The sequence below is a fragment of the Variovorax sp. LARHSF232 genome (assembly GCF_052871435.1).
In genome coordinates, this window is record NZ_JBIXJS010000005.1 from 143,577 (window position 1) to 163,655 (window position 20,079).

22 protein-coding genes are annotated in these 20,079 nt (G+C 68.3%); 16 read left to right on the plus strand and 6 right to left on the minus strand.

Translation table 11 applies throughout. From position 1 onward, the window contains the following. From ACIPRI_RS14925 to fabG, 4 genes are read left to right on the plus strand one after another with little or no spacing between them, the layout of a single operon-like run. Complete coding sequence (locus ACIPRI_RS14925) at nt 1–822, plus strand: polysaccharide deacetylase family protein (RefSeq protein WP_446622240.1); 822 nt, start codon at nt 1–3, stop codon at nt 820–822. Continuing rightward, nucleotides 822–1,586, plus strand: coding sequence for a class I SAM-dependent methyltransferase (locus tag ACIPRI_RS14930; RefSeq protein WP_446622452.1), 765 nt, complete (start codon nt 822–824; stop codon nt 1,584–1,586). The genes ACIPRI_RS14925 and ACIPRI_RS14930 overlap by 1 nt, the downstream gene beginning before the upstream one ends. After that, nucleotides 1,583–2,053, plus strand: a complete 471-nt coding sequence (locus tag ACIPRI_RS14935) for a hydroxymyristoyl-ACP dehydratase (protein ID WP_446622241.1) — start codon at nt 1,583–1,585, stop codon at nt 2,051–2,053. The genes ACIPRI_RS14930 and ACIPRI_RS14935 overlap by 4 nt, the downstream gene beginning before the upstream one ends. Further along, a complete protein-coding gene (gene fabG / locus ACIPRI_RS14940) occupies nt 2,050–2,781 on the plus strand; it encodes a 3-oxoacyl-ACP reductase FabG (protein ID WP_446622242.1) in 732 nt (243 codons plus the stop codon). The genes ACIPRI_RS14935 and fabG overlap by 4 nt, the downstream gene beginning before the upstream one ends. A gap of 10 nt (nt 2,782–2,791) precedes the next feature. Here fabG and ACIPRI_RS14945 read toward each other — a convergent pair whose 3' ends face one another. From ACIPRI_RS14945 to ACIPRI_RS14960, 4 genes are read right to left on the minus strand one after another with little or no spacing between them, the layout of a single operon-like run. Next, a complete protein-coding gene (locus ACIPRI_RS14945; RefSeq protein ID WP_446622243.1) occupies nt 2,792–3,568 on the minus strand; it encodes a glycosyltransferase family 2 protein in 777 nt (258 codons plus the stop codon). Further along, nucleotides 3,535–4,338 (minus strand): lysophospholipid acyltransferase family protein, encoded by an 804-nt coding sequence (locus ACIPRI_RS14950; protein WP_446622244.1) that lies wholly within the window; start codon nt 4,336–4,338, stop codon nt 3,535–3,537. Before ACIPRI_RS14950 ends, ACIPRI_RS14945 begins: the two co-directional genes overlap by 34 nt. A gap of 15 nt (nt 4,339–4,353) precedes the next feature. After that, a complete protein-coding gene (locus ACIPRI_RS14955; protein ID WP_446622245.1) occupies nt 4,354–5,346 on the minus strand; it encodes a chorismate transformation enzyme, FkbO/Hyg5 family in 993 nt (330 codons plus the stop codon). Nucleotides 5,347–5,381: 35 nt separating this feature from the next. Beyond that, complete coding sequence (locus ACIPRI_RS14960; RefSeq protein WP_446622246.1) at nt 5,382–6,152, minus strand: class I SAM-dependent methyltransferase; 771 nt, start codon at nt 6,150–6,152, stop codon at nt 5,382–5,384. A gap of 118 nt (nt 6,153–6,270) precedes the next feature. Between ACIPRI_RS14960 and ACIPRI_RS14965 the strand changes: the two genes are divergently transcribed. The 10 genes from ACIPRI_RS14965 to ACIPRI_RS15010 all read left to right on the plus strand — a co-directional run bounded on the left by ACIPRI_RS14965 (nt 6,271) and on the right by ACIPRI_RS15010 (nt 15,902). After that, nucleotides 6,271–6,996, plus strand: coding sequence for a YebC/PmpR family DNA-binding transcriptional regulator (locus tag ACIPRI_RS14965; protein WP_446622247.1), 726 nt, complete (start codon nt 6,271–6,273; stop codon nt 6,994–6,996). A gap of 10 nt (nt 6,997–7,006) precedes the next feature. Further along, a complete protein-coding gene (gene purD / locus ACIPRI_RS14970; RefSeq protein ID WP_446622248.1) occupies nt 7,007–8,302 on the plus strand; it encodes a phosphoribosylamine--glycine ligase in 1,296 nt (431 codons plus the stop codon). Beyond that, nucleotides 8,302–9,222 carry an oxygen-dependent coproporphyrinogen oxidase gene (gene hemF / locus ACIPRI_RS14975; protein WP_446622249.1) on the plus strand — a complete coding sequence of 307 codons (921 nt, stop codon included), beginning with the start codon at nt 8,302–8,304 and terminating at the stop codon, nt 9,220–9,222. The genes purD and hemF overlap by 1 nt, the downstream gene beginning before the upstream one ends. Further along, entirely contained in the window at nt 9,213–9,848 is a 636-nt protein-coding gene (gene nadD, locus ACIPRI_RS14980; protein ID WP_446622250.1) for a nicotinate (nicotinamide) nucleotide adenylyltransferase, read from the plus strand. The genes hemF and nadD overlap by 10 nt, the downstream gene beginning before the upstream one ends. After that, nucleotides 9,848–10,519 (plus strand): ribosome silencing factor, encoded by a 672-nt coding sequence (gene rsfS / locus ACIPRI_RS14985; protein WP_446622251.1) that lies wholly within the window; start codon nt 9,848–9,850, stop codon nt 10,517–10,519. The genes nadD and rsfS overlap by 1 nt, the downstream gene beginning before the upstream one ends. Further along, the gene (gene rlmH, locus ACIPRI_RS14990; RefSeq protein ID WP_446622252.1) at nt 10,516–10,983 is read left to right on the plus strand and encodes a 23S rRNA (pseudouridine(1915)-N(3))-methyltransferase RlmH; all 468 of its coding nucleotides are present in this window, start codon (nt 10,516–10,518) and stop codon (nt 10,981–10,983) included. Before rsfS ends, rlmH begins: the two co-directional genes overlap by 4 nt. After that, nucleotides 10,980–11,585, plus strand: coding sequence for a Maf family protein (locus ACIPRI_RS14995; RefSeq protein ID WP_446622253.1), 606 nt, complete (start codon nt 10,980–10,982; stop codon nt 11,583–11,585). Before rlmH ends, ACIPRI_RS14995 begins: the two co-directional genes overlap by 4 nt. Nucleotides 11,586–11,593: 8 nt before the next feature. After that, nucleotides 11,594–13,132, plus strand: coding sequence for a ribonuclease G (rng, locus tag ACIPRI_RS15000; RefSeq protein ID WP_446622254.1), 1,539 nt, complete (start codon nt 11,594–11,596; stop codon nt 13,130–13,132). A gap of 10 nt (nt 13,133–13,142) precedes the next feature. Continuing rightward, the gene (locus ACIPRI_RS15005; protein WP_446622255.1) at nt 13,143–14,129 is read left to right on the plus strand and encodes a LuxR C-terminal-related transcriptional regulator; all 987 of its coding nucleotides are present in this window, start codon (nt 13,143–13,145) and stop codon (nt 14,127–14,129) included. 111 nt (nt 14,130–14,240) lie between these two features. Continuing rightward, nucleotides 14,241–15,902 (plus strand): tannase/feruloyl esterase family alpha/beta hydrolase, encoded by a 1,662-nt coding sequence (locus tag ACIPRI_RS15010; protein ID WP_446622256.1) that lies wholly within the window; start codon nt 14,241–14,243, stop codon nt 15,900–15,902. Nucleotides 15,903–15,911: 9 nt separating this feature from the next. Here ACIPRI_RS15010 and selD read toward each other — a convergent pair whose 3' ends face one another. Together selD and senB are read right to left on the minus strand one after the other, a co-directional pair. Next, nucleotides 15,912–16,979, minus strand: a complete 1,068-nt coding sequence (gene selD, locus ACIPRI_RS15015; protein ID WP_446622257.1) for a selenide, water dikinase SelD — start codon at nt 16,977–16,979, stop codon at nt 15,912–15,914. After that, on the minus strand, nt 16,976–17,977 hold the full coding sequence (gene senB / locus ACIPRI_RS15020; RefSeq protein WP_446622258.1) for a selenoneine biosynthesis selenosugar synthase SenB: 1,002 nt from the start codon (nt 17,975–17,977) through the stop codon (nt 16,976–16,978). Before senB ends, selD begins: the two co-directional genes overlap by 4 nt. 17 nt (nt 17,978–17,994) lie before the next feature. Between senB and senA the strand changes: the two genes are divergently transcribed. Further along, the gene (senA, locus tag ACIPRI_RS15025) at nt 17,995–19,206 is read left to right on the plus strand and encodes a selenoneine synthase SenA (protein WP_446622259.1); all 1,212 of its coding nucleotides are present in this window, start codon (nt 17,995–17,997) and stop codon (nt 19,204–19,206) included. Between the two features lie 9 nt (nt 19,207–19,215). Then, nucleotides 19,216–20,079: a putative selenate ABC transporter substrate-binding protein gene (locus ACIPRI_RS15030; protein WP_446622260.1), complete on the plus strand. Its 864-nt coding sequence runs from the start codon at nt 19,216–19,218 to the stop codon at nt 20,077–20,079.

Here is a 20,079-nt window from a genome sequence, read left to right on the forward strand (position 1 = left end):
ATGTCCGATATTGCTGCCTTCGCCACTCTCCGGCCCGTCGCGCCCTTCGTGCGCGCCAGCATCGCCTGGCACGTGCTGGCACTGGGCAGCGCCTTGCTGGTGCCGGGTGCGGCGCCCTGGGCCCTGGGCGCCATCGTGATCAACCAACTGGTGATCACCATCGCCGGCCTGATGCCGCGCAGCACCTTGCTGGGGCGCAATATCTCGCGCCTGCCCGCGGCGGCGGCGGGCCGCGGCGAGGTGGCCATCACCATCGACGATGGTCCTGACCCCGAGGTCACGCCGGCCGTGCTGGATCTGCTGGATGCCGCCGGCCAGAAAGCCACCTTCTTCTGCATTGCCGATCGCGTGGCGGCCCATCCGGCGCTGGCGCGCGAAATCATGGCGCGCGGCCACAGCATCCAGAACCACACGGCGCGGCACCGGCACGACTTCTCGCTGCTCGGGCCCCGTGCCTATGCGGCGGAACTGGGCCGTGCGCAGACGATCCTGGCGCAGGTCACGGGCCAACTGCCCAGCTGCTTTCGGGCACCGGCCGGCTTTCGCAACCCCTTCCTCGCGCCGGTGCTGAATTGCATGGGCCTCGCCCTGGTGAGCTGGACGCGGCGCGGCTACGACACCCGCGAAGCCGATGCGCAGCGGGTGCTGGAGCGCCTGACGCGCGGCCTGGCCGGCGGCGACATCCTGCTGCTGCATGACGGCAACTCGGCGCGCTCGGCCCAGGGGCGCCCGGTGGTGCTCGAGGTGCTGCCGCCCCTGATCGAGCAGCTGCGCGGCCTGGGGCTGCGATCGGTCACCCTGCCGCAGGCCTTGAGCGCATGATGACAGCGCACCGCCAACAGGACGCCGCCTGGCGGCGGCTGCATGACGCAGCCACCCAGCCCTATCGGCAGGCCGGCCGCTTTGCCTGGCATTTCGCGCGCGGCAAGCTGGGCCGCGATCCGGTCTTCCGCGGTTTGATCGAACAAGGGCTGATTGCGCCGGGCCAACGGCGCGTGCTCGACATCGGCTGCGGGCAGGGCTTGTTTGCGAGCCTGCTGGCGTCCATGAGCGAGATGCAGGCGAGCCTGCATTGGCCGCCTGCCTGGTCGGCCACACCAGCGCAGGCGCACTACACCGGCGTCGAACTGATGCCGCGCGACATCGAGCGCGCGACCCGGGCGGTCGGCCATCTGCAGCCGACGCCGGCTTTCGTCTGCGCCGACATGTGCAGCGCCACCTTGCCCGCCAGCGACCTGGTGGTGATCCTGGACGTGCTGCACTACGTGCACCTGCAGGCGCAGGAAGGCGTGCTGGCACGCGTGCGCCATGCGTTGCTGCAAGGCGCCGCCGAGCGCGACCATGCCACGCCGGCCCGCCTGTTGCTGCGCGTGGGCGACGCCGCCAGCCGACGCGGCTACCGCATCAGCCAGTGGGTCGACCGCACCGTGACCCGCGTGCGCGGCCACCGTGTGCCGCCCACCTGGGGCCGGCCGCTGGCCGACTGGACGGCACTGCTGGAGCGCCTGGGCTTTGTCGTGCGCAGCCTGCCGATGAGCCAGGGCACGCCCTTTGCCAACGTGCTGCTCGTGGCCGATCTGAAATGACCAGTCCCGCAACCCTGGACCGTGCCGGCATCGAGGCGCGCATTCCGCACCGCGGCAGCATGTGCCTGCTCGAGCAGCTGGAAAGCTGGGACGCGCAGCGCATCCACTGCAGCACGCAAACGCATCGCGCACCCGGCAACCCCTTGCGCACCGCCAGCGGCCTCTTGGCACCCAATGCCATCGAATACGCGGCCCAGGCCATGGCCCTGCACGGCGGCCTCACGGCCAGTGCCGGGCAGGCACCTTCGGCCGGCTTCCTCGCCAGCGTGCGCCAGGTGCGCTTCGGCGTCGATCGGCTCGACGACGTGCAAGGCGCATTGCAAGTGCACGCCACCCGGCTGTCGGGCGACGAGCGCCAGGTGCTTTACGAATTTCGCGTGGCCGACGCCAGCGACCGCAGCCTGGCGCGGGGCCGCGCCGTGGTCGTCCTCAACACGCCCCTTGCCAGGAAGGAAGCCGCAACATGAGCTGGAATGGAAAACGCGCACTCGTCACCGGCGCCAGCGGCGCGCTCGGCCAAGCGATGGCACGCAGGCTGGCCCAAGGTGGCGCAACCGTGCTGCTGCATGCCAATTCGCGGCCCGATGCGGTGCAGGCGCTGGCCGCGACGATTGCCGCGGAAGGCGGGCAGGCGCAGTGCCACGTGTTCGACCTGCGCAGCGACGAGGCCTGCGCCCAGGCCTGCGAAAAGATGCTGACCGAGGGGCCCGTGCAGATCATCGTCAACAACGCCGGCGTGCACGACGACGCGGTGCTGCCCGGCATGCGCGCCGAGCAGTGGCACAAGGTGATCGACGTGTCGCTCAACGGCTTCTTCCGCGTCACGCAGCCCTTGCTGCTGCCGATGCTGCGCACCCGCTGGGGCCGCATCCTCAACATTTCGTCGGTGGCGGCGCTCACCGGCAATCGCGGGCAGGTCAACTATGCCGCGGCCAAGGGCGCGCTCAACAGCGCCACCAAGGCACTGTCGCTGGAAGTGGCGGCGCGCGGCGTCACCGTCAATGCCATCGCACCCGGCATCATCGCCTCGCCCATGGCCGACGCCGCCTTCGGCAAGGCGCTGATCGACCAGCTGGTTCCAGCCAAGCGCGCCGGCACGCCGGAAGAAGTGGCGGCGCTGGCAGCCTTCCTGGCCAGCGACGAGGCGGCCTACATCACCGGGCAGGTGATCTCCATCAACGGCGGGATGATCTGAGCGCGCAGGTTCAGGGCTGAAAGGGCGGCAGCTTGCGCAGGCGCCGCCGGACCAGGCTCGGCAGGCGCAGCACGAACTCGAACATCAACCGGGCGTGCATCCAGGAGAGCAGGGCGTTGTCGCGCACATAGTTGAAGTGCGAGACGCCGCCCTCTTCGGCGCTGAGATATTTCACCGGCGCGTCGATGTTGAGCGGCTTCACGCCGTGCCAAGCCAGGCGCACCACCGCCTCGGTGTCGAAGTCAAAGCGGCGCATCCAGGGCTGGCGTTCCATCAATGCGATGAGCGGCAGCACCGGATAGACGCGAAAGCCGTAGAGCGAATCGCCGATACCTGCAAACAGTGTCTCCAGCTGGGTCCAGCCGTTGGAGATGCGCCGGCCGCGTACGCGAAGCAGCGGTGCGCTGGCGTCGAACACGGGCTTGCCCAGCACCATGGCCTCGGGCTGCGCCTCTGAGCGGGCCATGAAGGCGGGAATGAGCTCGGCCGGGTGCTGGCCGTCCGAATCCATGGTCAATGCATGGGAGAAGCCCGCATCGCGCGCCGCGCGCAGTCCGTGCAGCACGGCGGCCCCCTTGCCCTGGTTGGCGGGCAGCAAGAAAACGCGAAGGCCCGGGTCGCTGGCTGCCATGGCCTGCAGCCGCTCGCCGGTGCCGTCCGTGCTGCCGTCGATCACCACCCACACCGGATTCCATTGCGTGCGTGCCGCGGCAACAGTGGAAAACAGGCGATCGCCGGTGTTGTAGCTGGGAATCAGGACAAGGTGGGTGCGCGAGGGCTCGTGCATGCGGCGGTCGCGCCGGTCGCGCGCTCTTCCTTTTGCAAATGGCGTCGATAGTACTGTTCCAGCTCATGCAGCAGCATGTCGCTGTGGGCGCACGGCTCGAAGCGCTCGCCCAGCCGCAGCCGCACGCGGATGGGCAGCGGCGGCACGCGCCAGATCGGCCAGCCCTTGCGCAGGTAGGGCGTGTCGGTGTCGATGAAGACGGTCTGGATCGGCGCCTTGGCCAGCTTGGCGATCAAGGTGAAGCCGGGACGGAAGGCATCCAGGGGCGCCTCCATGGTGCGCGTGCCTTCCGGAAAGATCACCAGCTGGCCGCCGCGCCGCAGGTCCTGCACCGCCAGCCGGATCATGGCGCGTGCCGAATCGTTGCGGATGTAGCGTGCCAGCCGTGCGCCCGAGCCCAGGAAGACGTTGCGCATCAGGTCGGCCTTCATGATGCAGGCGCTGCGCGGCAGCCGGGCCACCAGCAGCAGCGCGTCGAGCATGGTGGGGTGGTTGGCCACGACGATCAGGCCGCGCTCATCCTTCAAAGTGTCCAGGCAGGCGCCATCCACGCGCATCATGCCGCTGGCCGAGGCCACCGCCCAGAACAGGCGATAGGAGCGCGCGATGACGGCGCGGCCCAGGGCGCGCCCGGTCGGCTCAGGCAGCAGCAGGTGAAGGGGCAGGGCGAGCAGGTTCCAGAGCAGCGACACCAGGCCGAGCAGGAGCAGCAAGGCATAGAGCGCCAGGGCCAGAAAAGGGGACAGGGCCCTGCGGATCAAACACTTCATGGGATGGTCGGGTTGTCATTGGCGCAGCACGCCGGGGGCAATCGCGTGTGCCTCTATTTCGACCAGCAGGTCATGGCGGCAAATGTCCGCCTCCAGGTAGACGGCGCGCTGCAGTGTCGGCGCGGCGGAGCCCAGCGCGTCTTCGAGCAGCTGGCGCACCAGCGGTGCATGGGCCGGATGACGCACGTAGGCCACGGCGTCCAGCGCGTCCAGCGCGAACTGGGCGCTGCAGCGCGCGTTGGCGGCTGCAATCACCGCGTCCAGGTTGCGCAGCGTTTCGCGGGTCTGCTCGGCCACGTCGCCGGCATGCACCGTGGCGTGGCCGACGATGCTGGCGGTGCCCGAGATGAACAGGGCCAGCTGACCGCCGCCGATGTCGGCCAGCGCAGCGCGCGAGAAGGTGGGCGGGCGCGGCCCGTAGGCGCTGGGGTAGCGGTAGGCCGAAACCTGCCGCGGGTTCTCGATCGCCAGCGGCGCGCGCTGGCCCGCCAGGAAGCGGATGCCGAGCGCGCCGCGTTGCACGCCCAGCGCGCAGGCCGCCGGCGAGCCTTCGTAGATGCCGTGGCCGGCGTCGATGAAGGCCTGCTGCCGGCCCAGATTGAACTGGCGATAGCGCTCCAGGCCGCCGCCATCGTCATTGATGCGCGGCAGGTAGTTCCATATGCGCAGCAGGTGCGGGCAGCCGGTGTCCTGCAGGGCCTGGAACAGGTCGCGGTAGGCGTTGTGGGCCAGTTGCTCCAGGCCTTCGCTGCCTTCCTCGAGGTCGATGCTGCCCAGCATCCAGTGGCCGTCGCTGCGCCAGTGCACGCCGCCCGAGCGGCCGGCATCGACGCGATCGCCCGCCAGCCACAGGTCGGCCGTGGCACCTGCCTCATCCGGCAGCAGCACGGGTGCGTTCACGCCGCTCATCCACGCCACACCGGCGCGGCCGCCATAGCCCATTGCGCCCAGGGGCGAGCGCCCGTCGACGAGCTCGCCCGAAATGCCGGCCAGAGGAGCGCGCTGCACGCTCAGCGCCGATGCTGCGACAGGCGTGCCGATCCTCACTGGGCCTTGCTCGCGGTGTACTCGGAAAAGATGCCGAGCTCGAGGCGTTGCTTCACGTCCACGAAGCCGGCATGGCGCAGCGCCTGCAGCACTGTCTCAGGTGCGATACAGGCCTCGATGGTGTCCCAGTAATAGCGCCACAGCCGCGGCGTCGTGCGGCCACGCGCGGCAATCAGCGCAATGACGGGCACCACGCTGCGCATGTAGGTCTTGAGCATGGCGGTGCCGAGGGCGCCGCGTGGCTTCGTGATTTCCAGGATGACGAGCCGCCCGCCCGGGCGCAGCACGCGATGAAATTCGGCAAAGGCGGCGCTGACGTCGCCGATGTGGCGCAGCGCGTAGCCCATGCTGAGAAAGTCACTGCTGGCATCGGGGCGCGGCAGTGCTTCGGCCATGCCCTGCACCAGCTCCACGCCCGGCAGGTGCACCTGGCCCATCATGCCGGGGCTGGGGTCCACGCCGACGAGTTTTCCCTTGGGCCCAATGATGCCCAATGCCTCGGTGGCCACCATGCCGGTGCCGATGCCCACGTCCAGCACCTGCGCGCCGGCGGCGAGCCCGGCGCGCAGCAGTGCCTGGCGGCGATACCAGCGGCCCGAGCCGAAAGCCAGGACGCTTTCGATGCGTTCGTAATCCGGGGCGGTGTCGTCGAAGATCTTCTGGAGGAAGGCGCGGTGCTCGGCTTCGTCTTTGTAGTAGCCCGGCAAGGGGGTATGGGGTGCGAGCGCGTTGGGGCTGCGACTTGCGTCGGCGGGCGAGGACGTCATCGGCGGATTATGCTCAAAAGCGCATTGTGAAAATCGCAAGCTGGCGCCGCTTGCGATGGGCGCCGCCAAGTAAGATCGCGGTCTGCTTTGACTTTGTGAGAGATCGAGAGAAGGACCTATGGCCGGACACAGTAAATGGGCGAACATCCAGCACCGAAAAGGCCGTCAGGACGAAAAGCGCGGCAAGCTCTGGACCCGCGCCATCCGTGAAATCATGGTGGCGGCCCGCGCGGGCGGCGGCGACCTGAGTTCCAACCCCCGGCTTCGGCTGGCGGTCGACAAGGCCAAGGCAGTGAACCTGCCGGCCGACACCATCAAGCGCAACATCGACAAGGCCACCGGCAACCTCGAAGGCGTGACCTACGAGGAAATCCGCTACGAGGGCTACGGCATCGGTGGTGCCGCCATCATCGTCGACACCATGACCGACAACCGGGTGCGTACCGTGGCCGAAGTTCGGCATGCCTTCTCCAAGCATGGCGGCAACATGGGCACCGAGGGTTCGGTGGCCTTCCAGTTCAAGCACTGCGGCCAGCTGATCTTTGCCCCGGGCACCGACGAAGACAAGGTGATGGAAGTGGCGCTGGAAGCCGGCGCCGAAGACGTGATCACCGATGACGACGGCGCCATCGAAGTGCTGACCGCGGTCGGCGATTTCGAAGCCGTCAAGAACGCCCTGCAGGCAGCCGGCCTGCAACCCGAAGTGGCCGAAGTGACCATGCGCGCCGAGAACACCATCGACATCGCGGGCGAAGATGCCGCGAAGATGCAAAAGCTCCTCGATGCGCTGGAGGACCTGGACGACGTCCAGGACGTTTATCACAACGCATCCCTGGACGCATGAAGGCCCGCACATGAAGGTACTCGTCATTGGGGGAGGGGGCCGGGAGCACGCGCTGGCGTGGCGCCTGGCACAGGGCAACCGGGTGAGCCGCGTCTACGTGGCGCCCGGCAACGGCGGCACGGCCGCCGATTCGCGCTACGAATGCATCGACATCACCGAGCCCGCGGCGCTGCGCGCCTGGGCCCAGAAGGAAAAGATCGCGCTCACCGTGGTCGGCCCCGAAGGCCCGCTGGCGGCCGGCGTGGTGGATGAGTTCCGGTCGTACGGACTGCGCATCTTCGGCCCGACCAAGGCGGCGGCGCAGTTGGAAAGCTCGAAGGCCTTCTCCAAGGACTTCATGAAGCGCCACAAGATTCCCACGGCCGAATACGAGACCTTCTCCGACCCGGCTGCCGCCCACGCTTATGTGGACGCCAAGGGCGCACCGATCGTGGTCAAGGCCGACGGCCTGGCGGCCGGCAAGGGCGTGGTGGTGGCCACCACGGTGACCGAGGCGCACGAAGCCATCGACTTCATGCTGGTGGACAACAAGCTGGGCGTCACGCACAACGATGGCGGCGCGCGCGTCGTCATCGAAGAATTCTTGCAAGGCGAGGAAGCCAGCTTCATCGTCATGTGCGACGGCAAGAACGTCACCGCCCTGGCCACCAGCCAGGACCACAAGCGCCTGCTCGACGGCGACCAGGGCCCCAACACGGGCGGCATGGGCGCCTACTCGCCGGCGCCGGTGGTGACGGCCGAGGTGCATGCGCGCGCCATGCGCGAAATCATCCTGCCGACCGTGCGCGGCATGGAAAAGGACGGCATTCCCTTCACCGGCTTCCTCTACGCCGGCCTGATGATCGACGCGCAGGGCCATCCCAAGACGCTGGAATTCAACTGCCGCATGGGCGACCCGGAAACGCAGCCCATCATGATGCGGCTCAAGTCCGACCTGTTCGAGGTGTTCTGGCACGCCACCGACGGCACGCTGGACCAGATCGAGCTGCAGTGGGACCGCCACACCGCAATGGGCGTGGTGATGGCCGCGCATGGCTACCCGCTGTCGCCGCGCAAGGGCGACCGCATCATCGGCATCCCGGCCGAGACGCCGGACGCGGTGGTGTTTCATGCGGGCACTTCGCTGGAGAGCGGCGAGCTGCGCACCAGCGGCGGCCGCGTGCTGTGCGTCACCGTGCTGGCCGATGGCGTCAAGCAGGCGCAGCAGCGTGCCTACGAGGTCGCGTCGAAGATCCACTTCGACGGCGCGCAATACCGCAAGGACATCGGGCATCGGGCCGTGCATGCGCGCGGCTCCGGGAGCTGATGCAACAGCTCGATCGCACTGCGGCCGTCGGCGACTATCTGCGCGGCCTGCAGCAGCGGATCATGGCGGCCGTGGAGGCCGCGGACGGCACGCCCTGCGTGCGCGATGCCTGGCGCAAGGATGCGCATGAGCCGCTGCAGGGCAGTGGCCTGACCTGCATCCTGGAAGGCGGGCCGCTTTTCGAGCGTGCCGGTTGCGGCTTCTCGCAGGTGCGCGGCCCCAAGCTGCCGCCCTCGGCCACGCAGCACCGGCCCGAGCTCGCGGGCGCGCCTTTCGAGGCCATGGGTGTCTCGCTGGTGTTTCATCCGCGCAACCCGTACGTGCCCACGGTGCACATGAACGTGCGCATGCTGGCCGCCCTGCCTGAAGACGGCGAGCCGGTCTGCTGGTTCGGCGGCGGCATGGACTTGACGCCCTACTACGGCTTCGAGGAAGACGCGGTTCATTTCCACCAGCACTGCCGCGACGCGCTCACGCCCTTTGGAGAAGACAAGTACCCGCGCTTCAAGAAGTGGTGCGACGAGTATTTCTACCTGAAGCACCGCAACGAGCAGCGCGGCGTGGGCGGCGTCTTCTTCGACGACTTTGCGGAGCTCGGCTTCGAAGAGAGCTTTGCCATGCTGCGATCGGTGGGCGATGCCTTTGTGCCGGCCTACTTCGGCATCGTCGACAAGCGCCGCGACACGCCTTACGGCGAGGCTGAGCGCGCCTTCCAGCTCTATCGGCGCGGCCGCTATGTCGAGTTCAACCTGGTGTGGGACCGTGGCACGCATTTCGGCCTGCAGTCGGGCGGGCGCACCGAATCGATCCTCTTGTCGATGCCGCCGTTGGCGAGCTGGTCCTATCGCAACGAGCCGCAGCCCGGCACGCCCGAGGCGCGCCTGTACAGCGACTTCCTCGTGCGCCGCGAATGGCTCTGAAGCCGGCCCGCAAGAAAGCACCGCGCATTGGCGTCTTCGGCGGCGCCTTCGATCCGCCGCACAACGCCCACCTGGCATTGGCGCGCTGCGCGCTGGAACAGCTGGCGCTCGATGAGCTGCGCGTGATCCCGACCGGGCAGGCCTGGCACAAATCGCGCGTGCTGAGCCCGGCGGTGCATCGGCTGGAGATGGCCCGGCTGGCCTTTGGCGAGCTGCGCGGCACGGCAATCGACGAGCGCGAAATCCGCCGCTCCGGCCCAAGCTATACACTCGACACCCTGCGCGAGCTGCAGCAGGAACGCCCCGGCGCCCAATTGCTGCTCATCCTGGGCGCCGATCAGGGGGCCGCCTTGCCGAGCTGGCATGGTTGGCAGGAGATCCTGGGCATTGCTATCGTTTCGCTAGCACAGCGGCTAGATCCTGCAAGACCCGACGCATGGTTCGATCCATCGAGCTTGCCAAACCTGCCGACCGGTGCACGCTTTGCACGCATCGAGTTGCCGGCCATGGACCTGAGCGCGACTGACATCCGGATGCAAGCGGCGCGTGGAATGGACATTTCCGATCTGGTTCCGCCCGCGGTTGCGCGCTATATTGACTTACACCATCTCTACCGTTCTACCTGATGACCTCTGAATCCGCCGCCAAGAAAGACACCCAGAAACTGCAGAGAGCCATTGTCGATGGCCTCGAAGACGTCAAGGCGCAGGACATCCAGGTATTCGACACCGAGAGCCTTTCACCGCTGTTCGAGCGGGTGATCGTCGCCTCCGGCACCTCCAACCGCCAGACCAAGGCCTTGGCCGCTAGCGTGCGCGATGCCGTGCGCGAGGCGGGCTTTTCCAAGCCGCGCACCGAGGGCGAAGAGAACGGTGAGTGGATCATCGTCGACTGCGGCGCCGCGGTGGCGCACATCATGCAGCCGGCCATCCGCCAGTACTACCACCTCGAAGAGATCTGGGGCGAGAAGCCGGTGCGCCTGAAACTGGGCGCGCCCAAGCCCGCCGTTGCCTCGGCCGACAAGGCAGCGCCTGCTGCTGCCGGCAAGAGCCCGTCGTTGCGCCGCTCCAGCGCGGCCAAGACCGCGATCCGCGAGGCCGAGCAGGCGGCCAAGAAGCCGGCTGCAAAGAAGGCCGCGAGCAAGACTGCGGCAGCCAAGAAGCCGGCGGCGAAGAAAGCCCCGGCCAAGAAGGTCGCTGCCGGTCCGGTGAAGCTGGTGGTGGGCAAACCCGTTGCCAAGAAGAAGGCGCCGGCCAAGAAAACCGCCGCGCGCAGGGCGCCTTCGCGCAGCGCATGAAGCTCCTGGTGGTCGCGGTTGGGCAGCGTGTGCCCGACTGGGCTCAGACCGCCTGGGACGATTACGCCAAGCGCTTTCCTCCTGAACTCAAGCTCGAGCTGCGCGCCGTCAAGACCGAGCCGCGCGGCTCCAAGTCGCTCGAAACCATTTACGCCGCCGAGCGCGAGCGCATCGAGGCCGCCATTGCCAAGGGCATGCGCGTGGTCGTGCTCGACGAGCGCGGCACCGCGCTGACCACCAAGGCACTGGCCGCGCGCCTTTCGGCCTGGCAGCTCGAGGGCGACGACGTGGCGCTGGTGATCGGCGGGCCCGATGGCCTCGACCCGGCGCTGCGTGCCGCGGCGCACGAACGCATCCGCCTTTCCGATCTCACCTTGCCCCATGCCATGGTGCGCGTGCTGCTGGTCGAGCAGCTCTATCGCGCCTGGTCCGTGAATGCCGGGCATCCGTACCACCGCGAATGAGCTTGCCTTTTGTCTACCTCGCGTCGCAAAGCCCGCGGCGCGCGCAACTACTGGATCAACTGGGGGTGCAGCACCGGCTGCTGCTGGCCGACGCCGACGAAGACGCCGAAGCACTGGAAGCCACGCGCGTGCGCGAAGCGCCCGCCGCCTATGTGCGGCGCGTGACGGCGCTCAAGCTCGATGCGGCGGTGGCACGCCACGCGCGACAAAGCCTGCCGCCGGCGCCCATCCTGTGCGCGGACACCACCGTCGCCCTGGGCGCGAAGATTCTTGGCAAGCCCGAAGACGCCAAGGATGCGCGCCGCATGCTGCGCCTTCTTTCGGGCAGCACGCATCGGGTGCTGACGGCCATCGCGCTGCAGCACGGCAAGCGCCGGCATGCGGCGCTGAGCGTGTCGCGCGTGCGCTTCGCGCCGCTCACGGCGCGCCAGATCGATGACTACGTGGAAAGCGGCGAGCCGCTCGGCAAGGCCGGTGCGTATGCGGTGCAGGGCCGTGCCGCGGCCATGATCGAACACATCAGCGGCAGCTATTCAGGCATCATGGGTCTGCCCATGTATGAAACCGCCACGCTGCTTCGGCTGGCGGGTCTTCGGGTTTGAAACCTCCCATGCAAGAGATTCTGGTCAACTGGTCGCCGCAGGAAACCCGCGTGGCGCTCGTCGAATACGGCGCCGTGCAGGAACTGCATGTGGAGCGCACGCTCGAGCGCGGTCTGGTGGGCAACGTCTACCTGGGCAAGGTGTCACGCGTGCTGCCGGGCATGCAGTCGGCCTTCATCGACATCGGCCTGGAGCGCACCGCCTTCCTGCACGTGGCCGACATCATTGCGCCCTTTGCGCCGGGCTCGCGCGCGGCCTCGGCCGGAAATAATTCTTCGGAGCGCGACCACCGTGGCGGCAGCGGCGGTGCAGTGCCCATCGAGCGCATGGTGTTCGAAGGCCAGGCGCTCCTGGTGCAGGTGATCAAGGACCCGATCGGCACCAAGGGCGCGCGCCTGTCGACGCAGATCAGCATTGCCGGGCGCCTGCTGGTCTTCCTGCCGCAAGACAACCACATCGGCGTATCGCAAAAAATTCCTTCGGACCTGCGCGACGCGCTGCGTTCCCGCATGCAGGTGCTGAGCGATTCGGCCGCGGCCGCCGAGAACAACGGCGTGGTGCCGGAGAGCACGGGCGGCTTCATTCTGCGCACCAACGGCGAAGACGCCAGCGATGCCGAGCTGGCCGAGGACATCGCCTACTTGCGCAAGACCTGGTCGCGCATCCGTGACCTGTCCACGCGCCTGCCGCCCATGTCGCTGCTGCACCAGGACCTGAGCCTGTTGCAGCGCGTGCTGCGCGACCTGGCGGGCGAAGACACGACCAACATCCGCATCGACTCGCGCGAACAATTCGAGGCGCTGCAGAAATTCGGCCGCGAGTTCATGCCGGCGGCCGCCTCCAAGCTGCAGCTCTACAAGGGCGAGCGGCCGATCTTCGACCTGTACAACGTGGACGAGGAAATCGCGCGCGCGCTCGGCCGCAGGGTGGACCTCAAATCGGGCGGCTACCTGGTGGTGGACCAGACCGAGGCCTTGACCACCATCGACGTGAACACCGGCGGCTACGTCGGCGCGCGCAATTTCGATGACACCGTCTTCAAGACCAATCTCGAAGCTGCGCAGGCCATTGCCCGGCAGCTGCGCCTGCGCAACCTGGGCGGGATCATCATCGTCGACTTCATCGACATGTCGCGCGAGGACCATCGCGAGCAGGTGCTGGCGGAGTTTCGCAAGCAGCTGGCGCGCGACCGGGTCAAGACCACCGCGGGCGGTTTTTCGCAGCTGGGCCTGGTGGAGATGACGCGCAAGCGCACGCGCGAATCGCTGGCCCACGTGCTGTGCGAGCCCTGCGCCGCTTGCGGCGGACAAGGCATCTTGAAGACGGCGCGCAGCGTGGCCTACGACGTGCTGCGCGAGATCCTGCGCGAGGCGCGCCAGTTCACGCCGCGCGAGTTCCGCATCGTCTCGTCGCCACAGGTGATCGAGCTCTTCCTGGATGAAGAGAGCCAGCACCTGGCGGGCTTGTCGGACTTCATCGGCAAGCCGATCTCGCTGCAGGCCGAGCAGGCGATGGGGCAGGGGCAGTACGACATCGTGCTGCTCTAGCGGAGCCTGGGTGGCCGACCCGCAGGTGCATTCGTCGCTGCGTGCCCTGAGCGCCAGCTTGCTGGACATGGCGCAGCTGGCTTGGCAGGCGCAGCCGCAGGACATGCTGCACGACGCGCTGCAGATTCTGCGCAAGCTGGTCCCCTTCGATTCGGCATGGTGGGGCGAGGTTTCCGCCGGCCATGGCCAGGCCGCGCCGCGCAACTGGCTGCACGGCAGCATCGGCCTGAGCAAGGCGTTTGCGCAGGAGTGGAACGAGCTTTCCACCGTCGATGAGTTCGGGCAGCTGTCCATCGACAAGCTGGGCGAGGTCGTGCGCCACAGCGGCGCCGCGGACCCGTCGTCCGCGTCGCTTGCGGTCAAGGACTTCTGCCGGCGGCACGGCATTTTTCATTGCATGGCGATCACCGTCGAGCTGCCTGACAGCGGCTTGATGTTCTTTGCCGCGGTGTATCGGCCGCGGACGCAGCCGATGTTCTCCGAGCAGGATGCGGTGCTGTTCGGCGAGTTCGTTTCGCATCTTCTGTTCCACTGGCGCCAGACCCTGGCGCGGCTGAAAAAGGCCAGCATGAGGCAGCCCTGGGATGGCCATGCCCTGGCGGACCGGCAAGGCCAACTGCTGTTCGTGGGCCTGCGCCTGGGCCTTGCCCTGGCCGATGCCTACCCGCGATGGCCCGGCACGGCCCTGCCGCCGGCGCTGTCGCAGTCCCTGGGCAAGCTGCCTGGCAGCGTCGTGGTGGGCAAGTCATGCCGGCTCAGGCTGGAGGCTTGCGGATCGCTGGTGCTGATCAGCATGGCTTCGGGCCAGCACAAGCCGGCGCTGGCCCCGCGCGAACTCAGCGCGGCCATGCTCTATTCGCTCGGGCATTCGCACAAGGACATCGCCGCGGCGCTGGGCCTCACGCCCGCCACCGTGCGCACCTACCTGCGCAGCGCCTACGCCTCGCTGGGCGTGCGCAACAAACTGGAACTGGTGGCTGCGCTGCAGCGGGCCTGAGACGCCCCGCAAGGCCTGGTGCTTTCCCTTGCCCTCTGCATTTGCAGGGGCCCCACGGCGGGTCTCGCTTCCTATCCTGCGCTCGGACAACAACAGCAGGAGACATCACGCATGTACCACGGAAAAGCGACCGCGGGCCTCGATCAGGGCCGCACCCGTTCCACTTCTCGCCCAGCGCGCCGCTTCCACGCCGCCGCGCTGAGCGCCCTGGCCGCCTTGGCCGCCTTGGCTGTCGCCGCATGCGGCGGTGGCAGCGGGGGCACGAGCACAGGTGCCGCCGATATCACACAGGCCGTCAAGCCTTTGGCCGACGCCTGCGCAGGCTACAAGTCGGCCACCTTGCCCCACGGCGCCAAGATCGACAAGACCGAGATGCGCAAGGGCAAAGGCATGCCGGACGTCTGCATCGTGCGCGGGCAGATCGTGTCCTCGCCGGAGTCGACCATCCACTGGGCGGTGGAGCTGCCGGATCGCGCCCTCTGGAACGGCAAGACGCTCACCATCGGCGGCGGTGGTTTCGACGGCTTCATCCCCACGGACGACCCGTGGTATCAGAAGCTCGTGGGCGCGACGGCCGATCCCTACGTCAAGATCAGCTCGGATTCAGGGCACCAGGCGCCCGGGTTCTCGTGGGGGCGCAGCGACGCGGCCTTGCGCAACCATGCCTTCGATGCCAACCATTTCGCGCTCGAAGTGGGCACCGCCATTGCGACGGAGTTCTACGGCAAGCGCCCGGCCCGGCGCTATCACGTGGGCCATTCGAATGGCGGGCGTTCGGCCCTGGCGTCCACGCAACGCTATCCGCAGGACTACGACGGCGTCGTCGCCATGGAGCCGGCGATTGCGCAGCAGGCGCACCAGGTCAACCTGGGACCCACGGTCCTCAAGCACATCTTCAGCAAGCTGGAGAACTGGCTCAGCCCGGAAAAGATCGCGCTGTATGCCAGGGCCGAGACGGCGGCGTGCGATGCGCTGGACGGGCTCGAGGACGGCATCATTGGCAACGTCGAAGCATGCAACTACGTGCCGACCGATCTGCTTTGCACGGGGGCGGACAACGCCGCGTGTCTCACTGCCGGCCAGATCGAATCGATCCGGCTGATCTACACCTCGCACGACATCCCCGTCACCCTGTCGCGCGGCGCCAGGGGCTATCCGCGCTACGGCCGCGCCGGGGCGGCAACGTCGGACTGGCAGGTCTACATGTTCGGCTCCAGCTTCGAAGCGCGTGACTCCTTCAACTTCATGGCCGCGCAGGAGGCGGCGCGGGTGGTGGAGAACAACCAGAACGCCAGCCTGCTGGAGCACGATCCCACCCTGTTCCAGGCCGAGTACCTGCGGCTGGCGCAGATGATCGACACGACCGACCCGGACATCTCCGCGTTTGCGGACAAGGGCGGCAAGCTGCTCATCTGGTACGGAATGGCCGATGCCTGCGTGTCGGTGTACCGCACGGCCCAGTACTTCGAGACGGTCAAGCAGAGCCTGGGCGAGTCCAAGGTGCGCGGCTTCGCCCGCATGCTGACATCGCCGTCGGTGGGGCATGAACTGGACGGCCCGGGCACCGGCCCGCTGTCGATCGACCTGCTGGCCGCCCTGGATGCCTGGGTGGAAAAGGAGGCGGCACCCGACCAGCTCGTGGCTTCCAGGTTCGAGGGCGAAAGCACCACGGCATCGCTGCAACGCCCGGTCTGCGAGTACCCCAAGTTTCCGCGCTACAACGGAACGGGCAATCCGAACAAGGCCGAGAGCTTCACCTGCTCGGCCAGCTGATCGCGGCCCTCAGGCGACGAGCACGCGGGGCGCGTTGCTTGTCGCGGTGATGCCGCCGATCACGGCGGCGTCATCGAAGCCGTGGCGGCGGAAAACCGCCAGCACCTCGTCCAGGGCGGACGGTGCGCAGGACACCAGCAGGCCGCCGCTGGTCTGCGGATCCGTCAATAGCGCCTGGTCTTCGGCAGCGAAGCCGGCCGGTAACACGATGTCGGTGCCATAGCCGGCCCAGTTGCGGCCCGAGGCGCCTGTGACGAAGCCTTGTGCCGCCAACGCGCGCACGCCGGCCATCAGCGGCACGGCCGACCAGTCGAGCCGCAGCTCGCAGCGGGCGCCACGGGCCATCTCCAGCGCGTGGCCGGCCAGGCCGAAACCGGTGACATCGGTCAGCGCGTGCACGCCGGGCAGGGCGGCCAGTTCGGGGCCCGGGGTGTTCAGCTGGGTCGTGGTGGCGATCATCTGGGCGTAGCCCGCATCGCCGAGCTCGCCCTTCTTCAGCGCGGCGGACATCACGCCCACGCCCACGGGCTTTCCGAGCACCAGCAGGTCGCCCGGCTGGGCATCGGCGTTGCGCTTGACGTGCTCGGGGTGCACCAGGCCCAGGGCCACCAGGCCGTAGATGGCTTCGACCGAGTCGATGGTGTGGCCGCCGGCGATCGGGATGCCCGCCGCCCGGCAGACCGATGCGCCACCCTCGAGGATGCGCCCGATGGTCTGCGTGGACAGCACGTTGACCGGCATGGCCACCAGCGCCAGCGCCATGATGGGCCGCCCGCCCATCGCGTACACGTCGCTGATTGCGTTGGTGGCGGCGATGCGGCCGAAGTCGTGCGGGTCGTCGACGATCGGCATGAAGAAATCGGTGGTGGCGATCAGCGCCTGGTCGTCGTTGAGTTTGTAGACGGCGGCGTCGTCGGCGGTTTCGATGCCCACCAGCAGTTCCTTGGGGATGGGCATGGCCGCGGTGCCCTTGAGGATCTCGGACAACACCGCCGGCGCAATCTTGCAGCCGCAGCCTCCGCCGTGGGACAGCGAAGTCAGGCGGGGTTCTGGGAGCTGGGTGTCGGGTGCATTCATGATGGGTGGTCTCGTGTGGTCATTGGCGGCGGCGAATTCGGCGAACCAAGGATCTCGCCAATCAGCGCATGCAGGGTTGCGGACTCCTGCGCCGGATCGAACAGCGCAGCGCGCGCATGGCACTGCTGCTGCAGGTGTTCAAGCATAGCCGGCTCGCCCTGAAGCTGCCGGAGCCGGGTTGCCAGCGCGGCCGGGTTGTCCACCGGAAAGTAGCCCTCGTAGTCCGCGCCCAGCAGCCCCACATTGCCATCGATGCGCGAAGCCAGGACCGGGGTGCCGCTACGCACCGCCTCGATCACGACATGCGCGCCGCCTTCCATCCGGCTGGGATGCACCAGCAGGTGGGCGGCCTGGATGCGCCGGCGGGTTGGGGCATGCGCCAGGCCGCCCAGCCAGCGGTAGTGCGGGCAGGCAGCCATCAGCGATGCGGCTTCTTCCCCCAGCGCAGGATCGAGGGCCGCGCCGACGTGGTCCAGCAGGATGTCGGGCCGGCCGGCCAGCAGGCGCGCCGCGTCGAAATACGTCCGGGGCGATTTTTCGGCGCGCAGGTGGCCGACCATCAGCGCGCGCAAGTACCGGCTGGTCTTGGCCTGGCTTTGCCGGCCGGCGCAGGATTGCAGCACGACGCGGGCCTTGAATCGGAGGTCCTGGGGCAGGGCCTGGGCACCGAGCTGGTTGAGCACGATCAGGCGGTCTGCGCTCTGCAGCGAGGCCTGGGCCGAGGCGTCGGCGGCGATGTCCCGGTACAGGTCGGTGCCGGTGAGCACAACGAACAGCGGCGCCGGCGCGCGGCGGGCGCGCCACTGCGCCACCGAGGCTGCGGAACGGCGCGCATGCAGCGCGATCATCAGGGTCTCGTCGCCCCCGTCCCAGGACGAGGCCAGGCGCACGCGGTAAGCTTTGGCGAGCATACCGGCCCAGCGTCGGGCGGTCTGCCAATTGCCATTGTTGGCGTCGGCCAAGGCTGGCGTCACGATCACGATGTCGGGTTTGCGCACCCATGAAGGTTAACGCGATGAAGGACTTGCTCGAAGGCGCGACGGATCCTCGCGACACGGACGCCGCCTGGCTCGCCGCAGCCCTGCGGGCGAGCCGCGAAGACACGCTGTCCACCTTTGCCACGCTGGAGCGCTCGCTGGCGCAGTTGACCGTGCCACAGCGCGAAACACTGAACCCGCCGCTGTGGGAACTCGGGCACATCGGCTGGTTCCAGGCGTTCTGGATCGGCCGCAATCCGCTGCGCTTCGTGGGCCCCGCGGCCGACCCCGACGCCCCCCGGCTGCCGGGGGTGCGCGCGCAATCCGACGCCTTGTACGACTCCAGCAAGGTGCCGCACGACACGCGCTGGTCGCTCCCGCTGCCGGGTGCAGACGGCACGCGCGGCGATCTGGCGGAGCAGCTCCAGGGCACACTTGCCTGGCTGCGCGAGGCCGAGGGCAGCGACGCCGCGCTCTACTTCTTCCGGCTCGCGCTGTTTCACGAAGACATGCATCACGAGGCCGCGCTGTACATGGCGCAAAGCCTCGGGGTGGCGATCGACGACCCGCGCTGGCAGGCGGCTGCGCTGCCGGACGAGGGTCGGCAACTGTCGTTCGAGGCCGGCCCATGGCAGTTGGGGAACGCGGGCCCGGGCTTCGCATTCGACAACGAGCTCGCCAGCCACACCGCCGCGCTGCCCGCGACATCCATCGACGGCCGGGTGATGCGCTGGGCAGAGTTCCTGCCCTTCGTCGAGTCGGGCGGCTACCAGCAGCCCCAGTGGTGGGACGAGGCGGGCGCCGCCTGGATGGCCGCCGAGCGACCGCTGGCACCGCGCTACCTTCGGCGGGACGGGGCCACGTGGCAGCAGTGGCGCCACGGAACCTGGCGCGCGCTGGACCTGCGCCAACCGGCCTGCCACCTCACGGCGCACGAAGCGCAGGCCTGGTGCCGCTGGGCCGGCCGCCGCCTGCCCACCGAGGCGGAGTGGGAGCGCGCGGCCATCGAGCACCCGAGCGAGTTCGCGTGGGGCCAGGTCTGGGAGTGGACCGCCAGCCCGTTCCTGCCCTATCCGGGCTTCGAGCCCCATCCCTATCGCGACTACTCGGCGCCCTGGTTCGGCACGCGCCGCGTCTTGCGCGGCGCATCGTTCATGACGCAGCCGCGCATGCGCCATCCGCGCTACCGCAACTTTTTCATGGCCCAGCGCAACGACGTGCCGGCGGGCTTTCGCAGCTGTCGGCTGTAGCATCGACGCATGAACCACAAGACCTTCACACACCTTATCGGGCGCCTGCTGACTGCCGCTCTGCTCATGGGCGCCGCAGTGTCGTTCGCGCAGCCGGTCTTTCGCGTCACCGCGATTCCCGACGAGTCGCCGACAGAACTCGCGCGCAAGGCGGCGCCGCTCATGAAGTACCTGGAGGCCAAGCTGGGCACGAAGGTCGAGTTCACACCCGTCACCGATTACGCGGCAGCGGTCGAGGCCCTGGCCAACCGCAAGGTCGATCTGGCCTGGTTCGGTGGCTTCACCTTCGTGCAGGCGCAGGCCCGCTCCGGCGGCAAGGCCATTCCGATCGTTCAGCGCGAAGAGGACGAGAAGTTCCGCTCGGTCTTCATCACCAGCGACCCGGCGATCAAGCAGCTGGCCGACCTCAAGGGCAAGGACGTGAGCTTCGGCTCGCAAAGCTCCACCTCGGGCCATCTGATGCCGCGCAGTTTCCTGCTGCAGGCCGGCGTGGACCCCGACAAGGACTTCCGTCGCGTTGCCTACAGCGGCGCCCACGATGCCACCATTGCGGCGGTGGCGGGCGGCAAGGTGCAGGCGGGGGCGCTCAACATTTCGGTGTGGGAGAAGTTCGTCGCCGACAAGCGCGTCGACCCCGCCAAGGTCTTCGTCTTCTACACGACGCCACCCTACTACGACTACAACTGGACCGTGCACGCCGACATGCCGGCCGCGACGCGCGAGAAGCTGACCCAGGCCCTGCTGGCGCTGAACCGCAACGACCCGGCCGGAAAGGAAATCCTCGAGCTGCAGCGCGCGACCCGCTTCGTGCCGACCAAGGCCGACAACTACAAGGGCATCGAAGCCGCTGCGCACAGCGCGGGTCTTCTTTGA

Excerpts from the sequence above, each read along its gene's own strand:
- ACIPRI_RS14925 (WP_446622240.1), top strand. The coding sequence starts at position 1 with ATGTCCGATATTGCTGCCTTCGCCACTCTCCGGCCCGTCGCGCCCTTC.
- ACIPRI_RS14930 (WP_446622452.1), top strand. The coding sequence starts at position 822 with ATGACAGCGCACCGCCAACAGGACGCCGCCTGGCGGCGGCTGCATGAC.
- ACIPRI_RS14935 (WP_446622241.1), top strand. The coding sequence starts at position 1,583 with ATGACCAGTCCCGCAACCCTGGACCGTGCCGGCATCGAGGCGCGCATT.
- fabG (WP_446622242.1), top strand. The coding sequence starts at position 2,050 with ATGAGCTGGAATGGAAAACGCGCACTCGTCACCGGCGCCAGCGGCGCG.
- ACIPRI_RS14945 (WP_446622243.1), bottom strand. The coding sequence starts at position 3,568 with ATGCACGAGCCCTCGCGCACCCACCTTGTCCTGATTCCCAGCTACAAC.
- ACIPRI_RS14950 (WP_446622244.1), bottom strand. The coding sequence starts at position 4,338 with ATGAAGTGTTTGATCCGCAGGGCCCTGTCCCCTTTTCTGGCCCTGGCG.
- ACIPRI_RS14960 (WP_446622246.1), bottom strand. The coding sequence starts at position 6,152 with ATGACGTCCTCGCCCGCCGACGCAAGTCGCAGCCCCAACGCGCTCGCA.
- ACIPRI_RS14965 (WP_446622247.1), top strand. The coding sequence starts at position 6,271 with ATGGCCGGACACAGTAAATGGGCGAACATCCAGCACCGAAAAGGCCGT.
- purD (WP_446622248.1), top strand. The coding sequence starts at position 7,007 with ATGAAGGTACTCGTCATTGGGGGAGGGGGCCGGGAGCACGCGCTGGCG.
- hemF (WP_446622249.1), top strand. The coding sequence starts at position 8,302 with ATGCAACAGCTCGATCGCACTGCGGCCGTCGGCGACTATCTGCGCGGC.
- nadD (WP_446622250.1), top strand. The coding sequence starts at position 9,213 with ATGGCTCTGAAGCCGGCCCGCAAGAAAGCACCGCGCATTGGCGTCTTC.
- rsfS (WP_446622251.1), top strand. The coding sequence starts at position 9,848 with ATGACCTCTGAATCCGCCGCCAAGAAAGACACCCAGAAACTGCAGAGA.
- rlmH (WP_446622252.1), top strand. The coding sequence starts at position 10,516 with ATGAAGCTCCTGGTGGTCGCGGTTGGGCAGCGTGTGCCCGACTGGGCT.
- ACIPRI_RS14995 (WP_446622253.1), top strand. The coding sequence starts at position 10,980 with ATGAGCTTGCCTTTTGTCTACCTCGCGTCGCAAAGCCCGCGGCGCGCG.
- rng (WP_446622254.1), top strand. The coding sequence starts at position 11,594 with ATGCAAGAGATTCTGGTCAACTGGTCGCCGCAGGAAACCCGCGTGGCG.
- ACIPRI_RS15010 (WP_446622256.1), top strand. The coding sequence starts at position 14,241 with ATGTACCACGGAAAAGCGACCGCGGGCCTCGATCAGGGCCGCACCCGT.
- selD (WP_446622257.1), bottom strand. The coding sequence starts at position 16,979 with ATGAATGCACCCGACACCCAGCTCCCAGAACCCCGCCTGACTTCGCTG.
- senA (WP_446622259.1), top strand. The coding sequence starts at position 17,995 with ATGAAGGACTTGCTCGAAGGCGCGACGGATCCTCGCGACACGGACGCC.
- ACIPRI_RS15030 (WP_446622260.1), top strand. The coding sequence starts at position 19,216 with ATGAACCACAAGACCTTCACACACCTTATCGGGCGCCTGCTGACTGCC.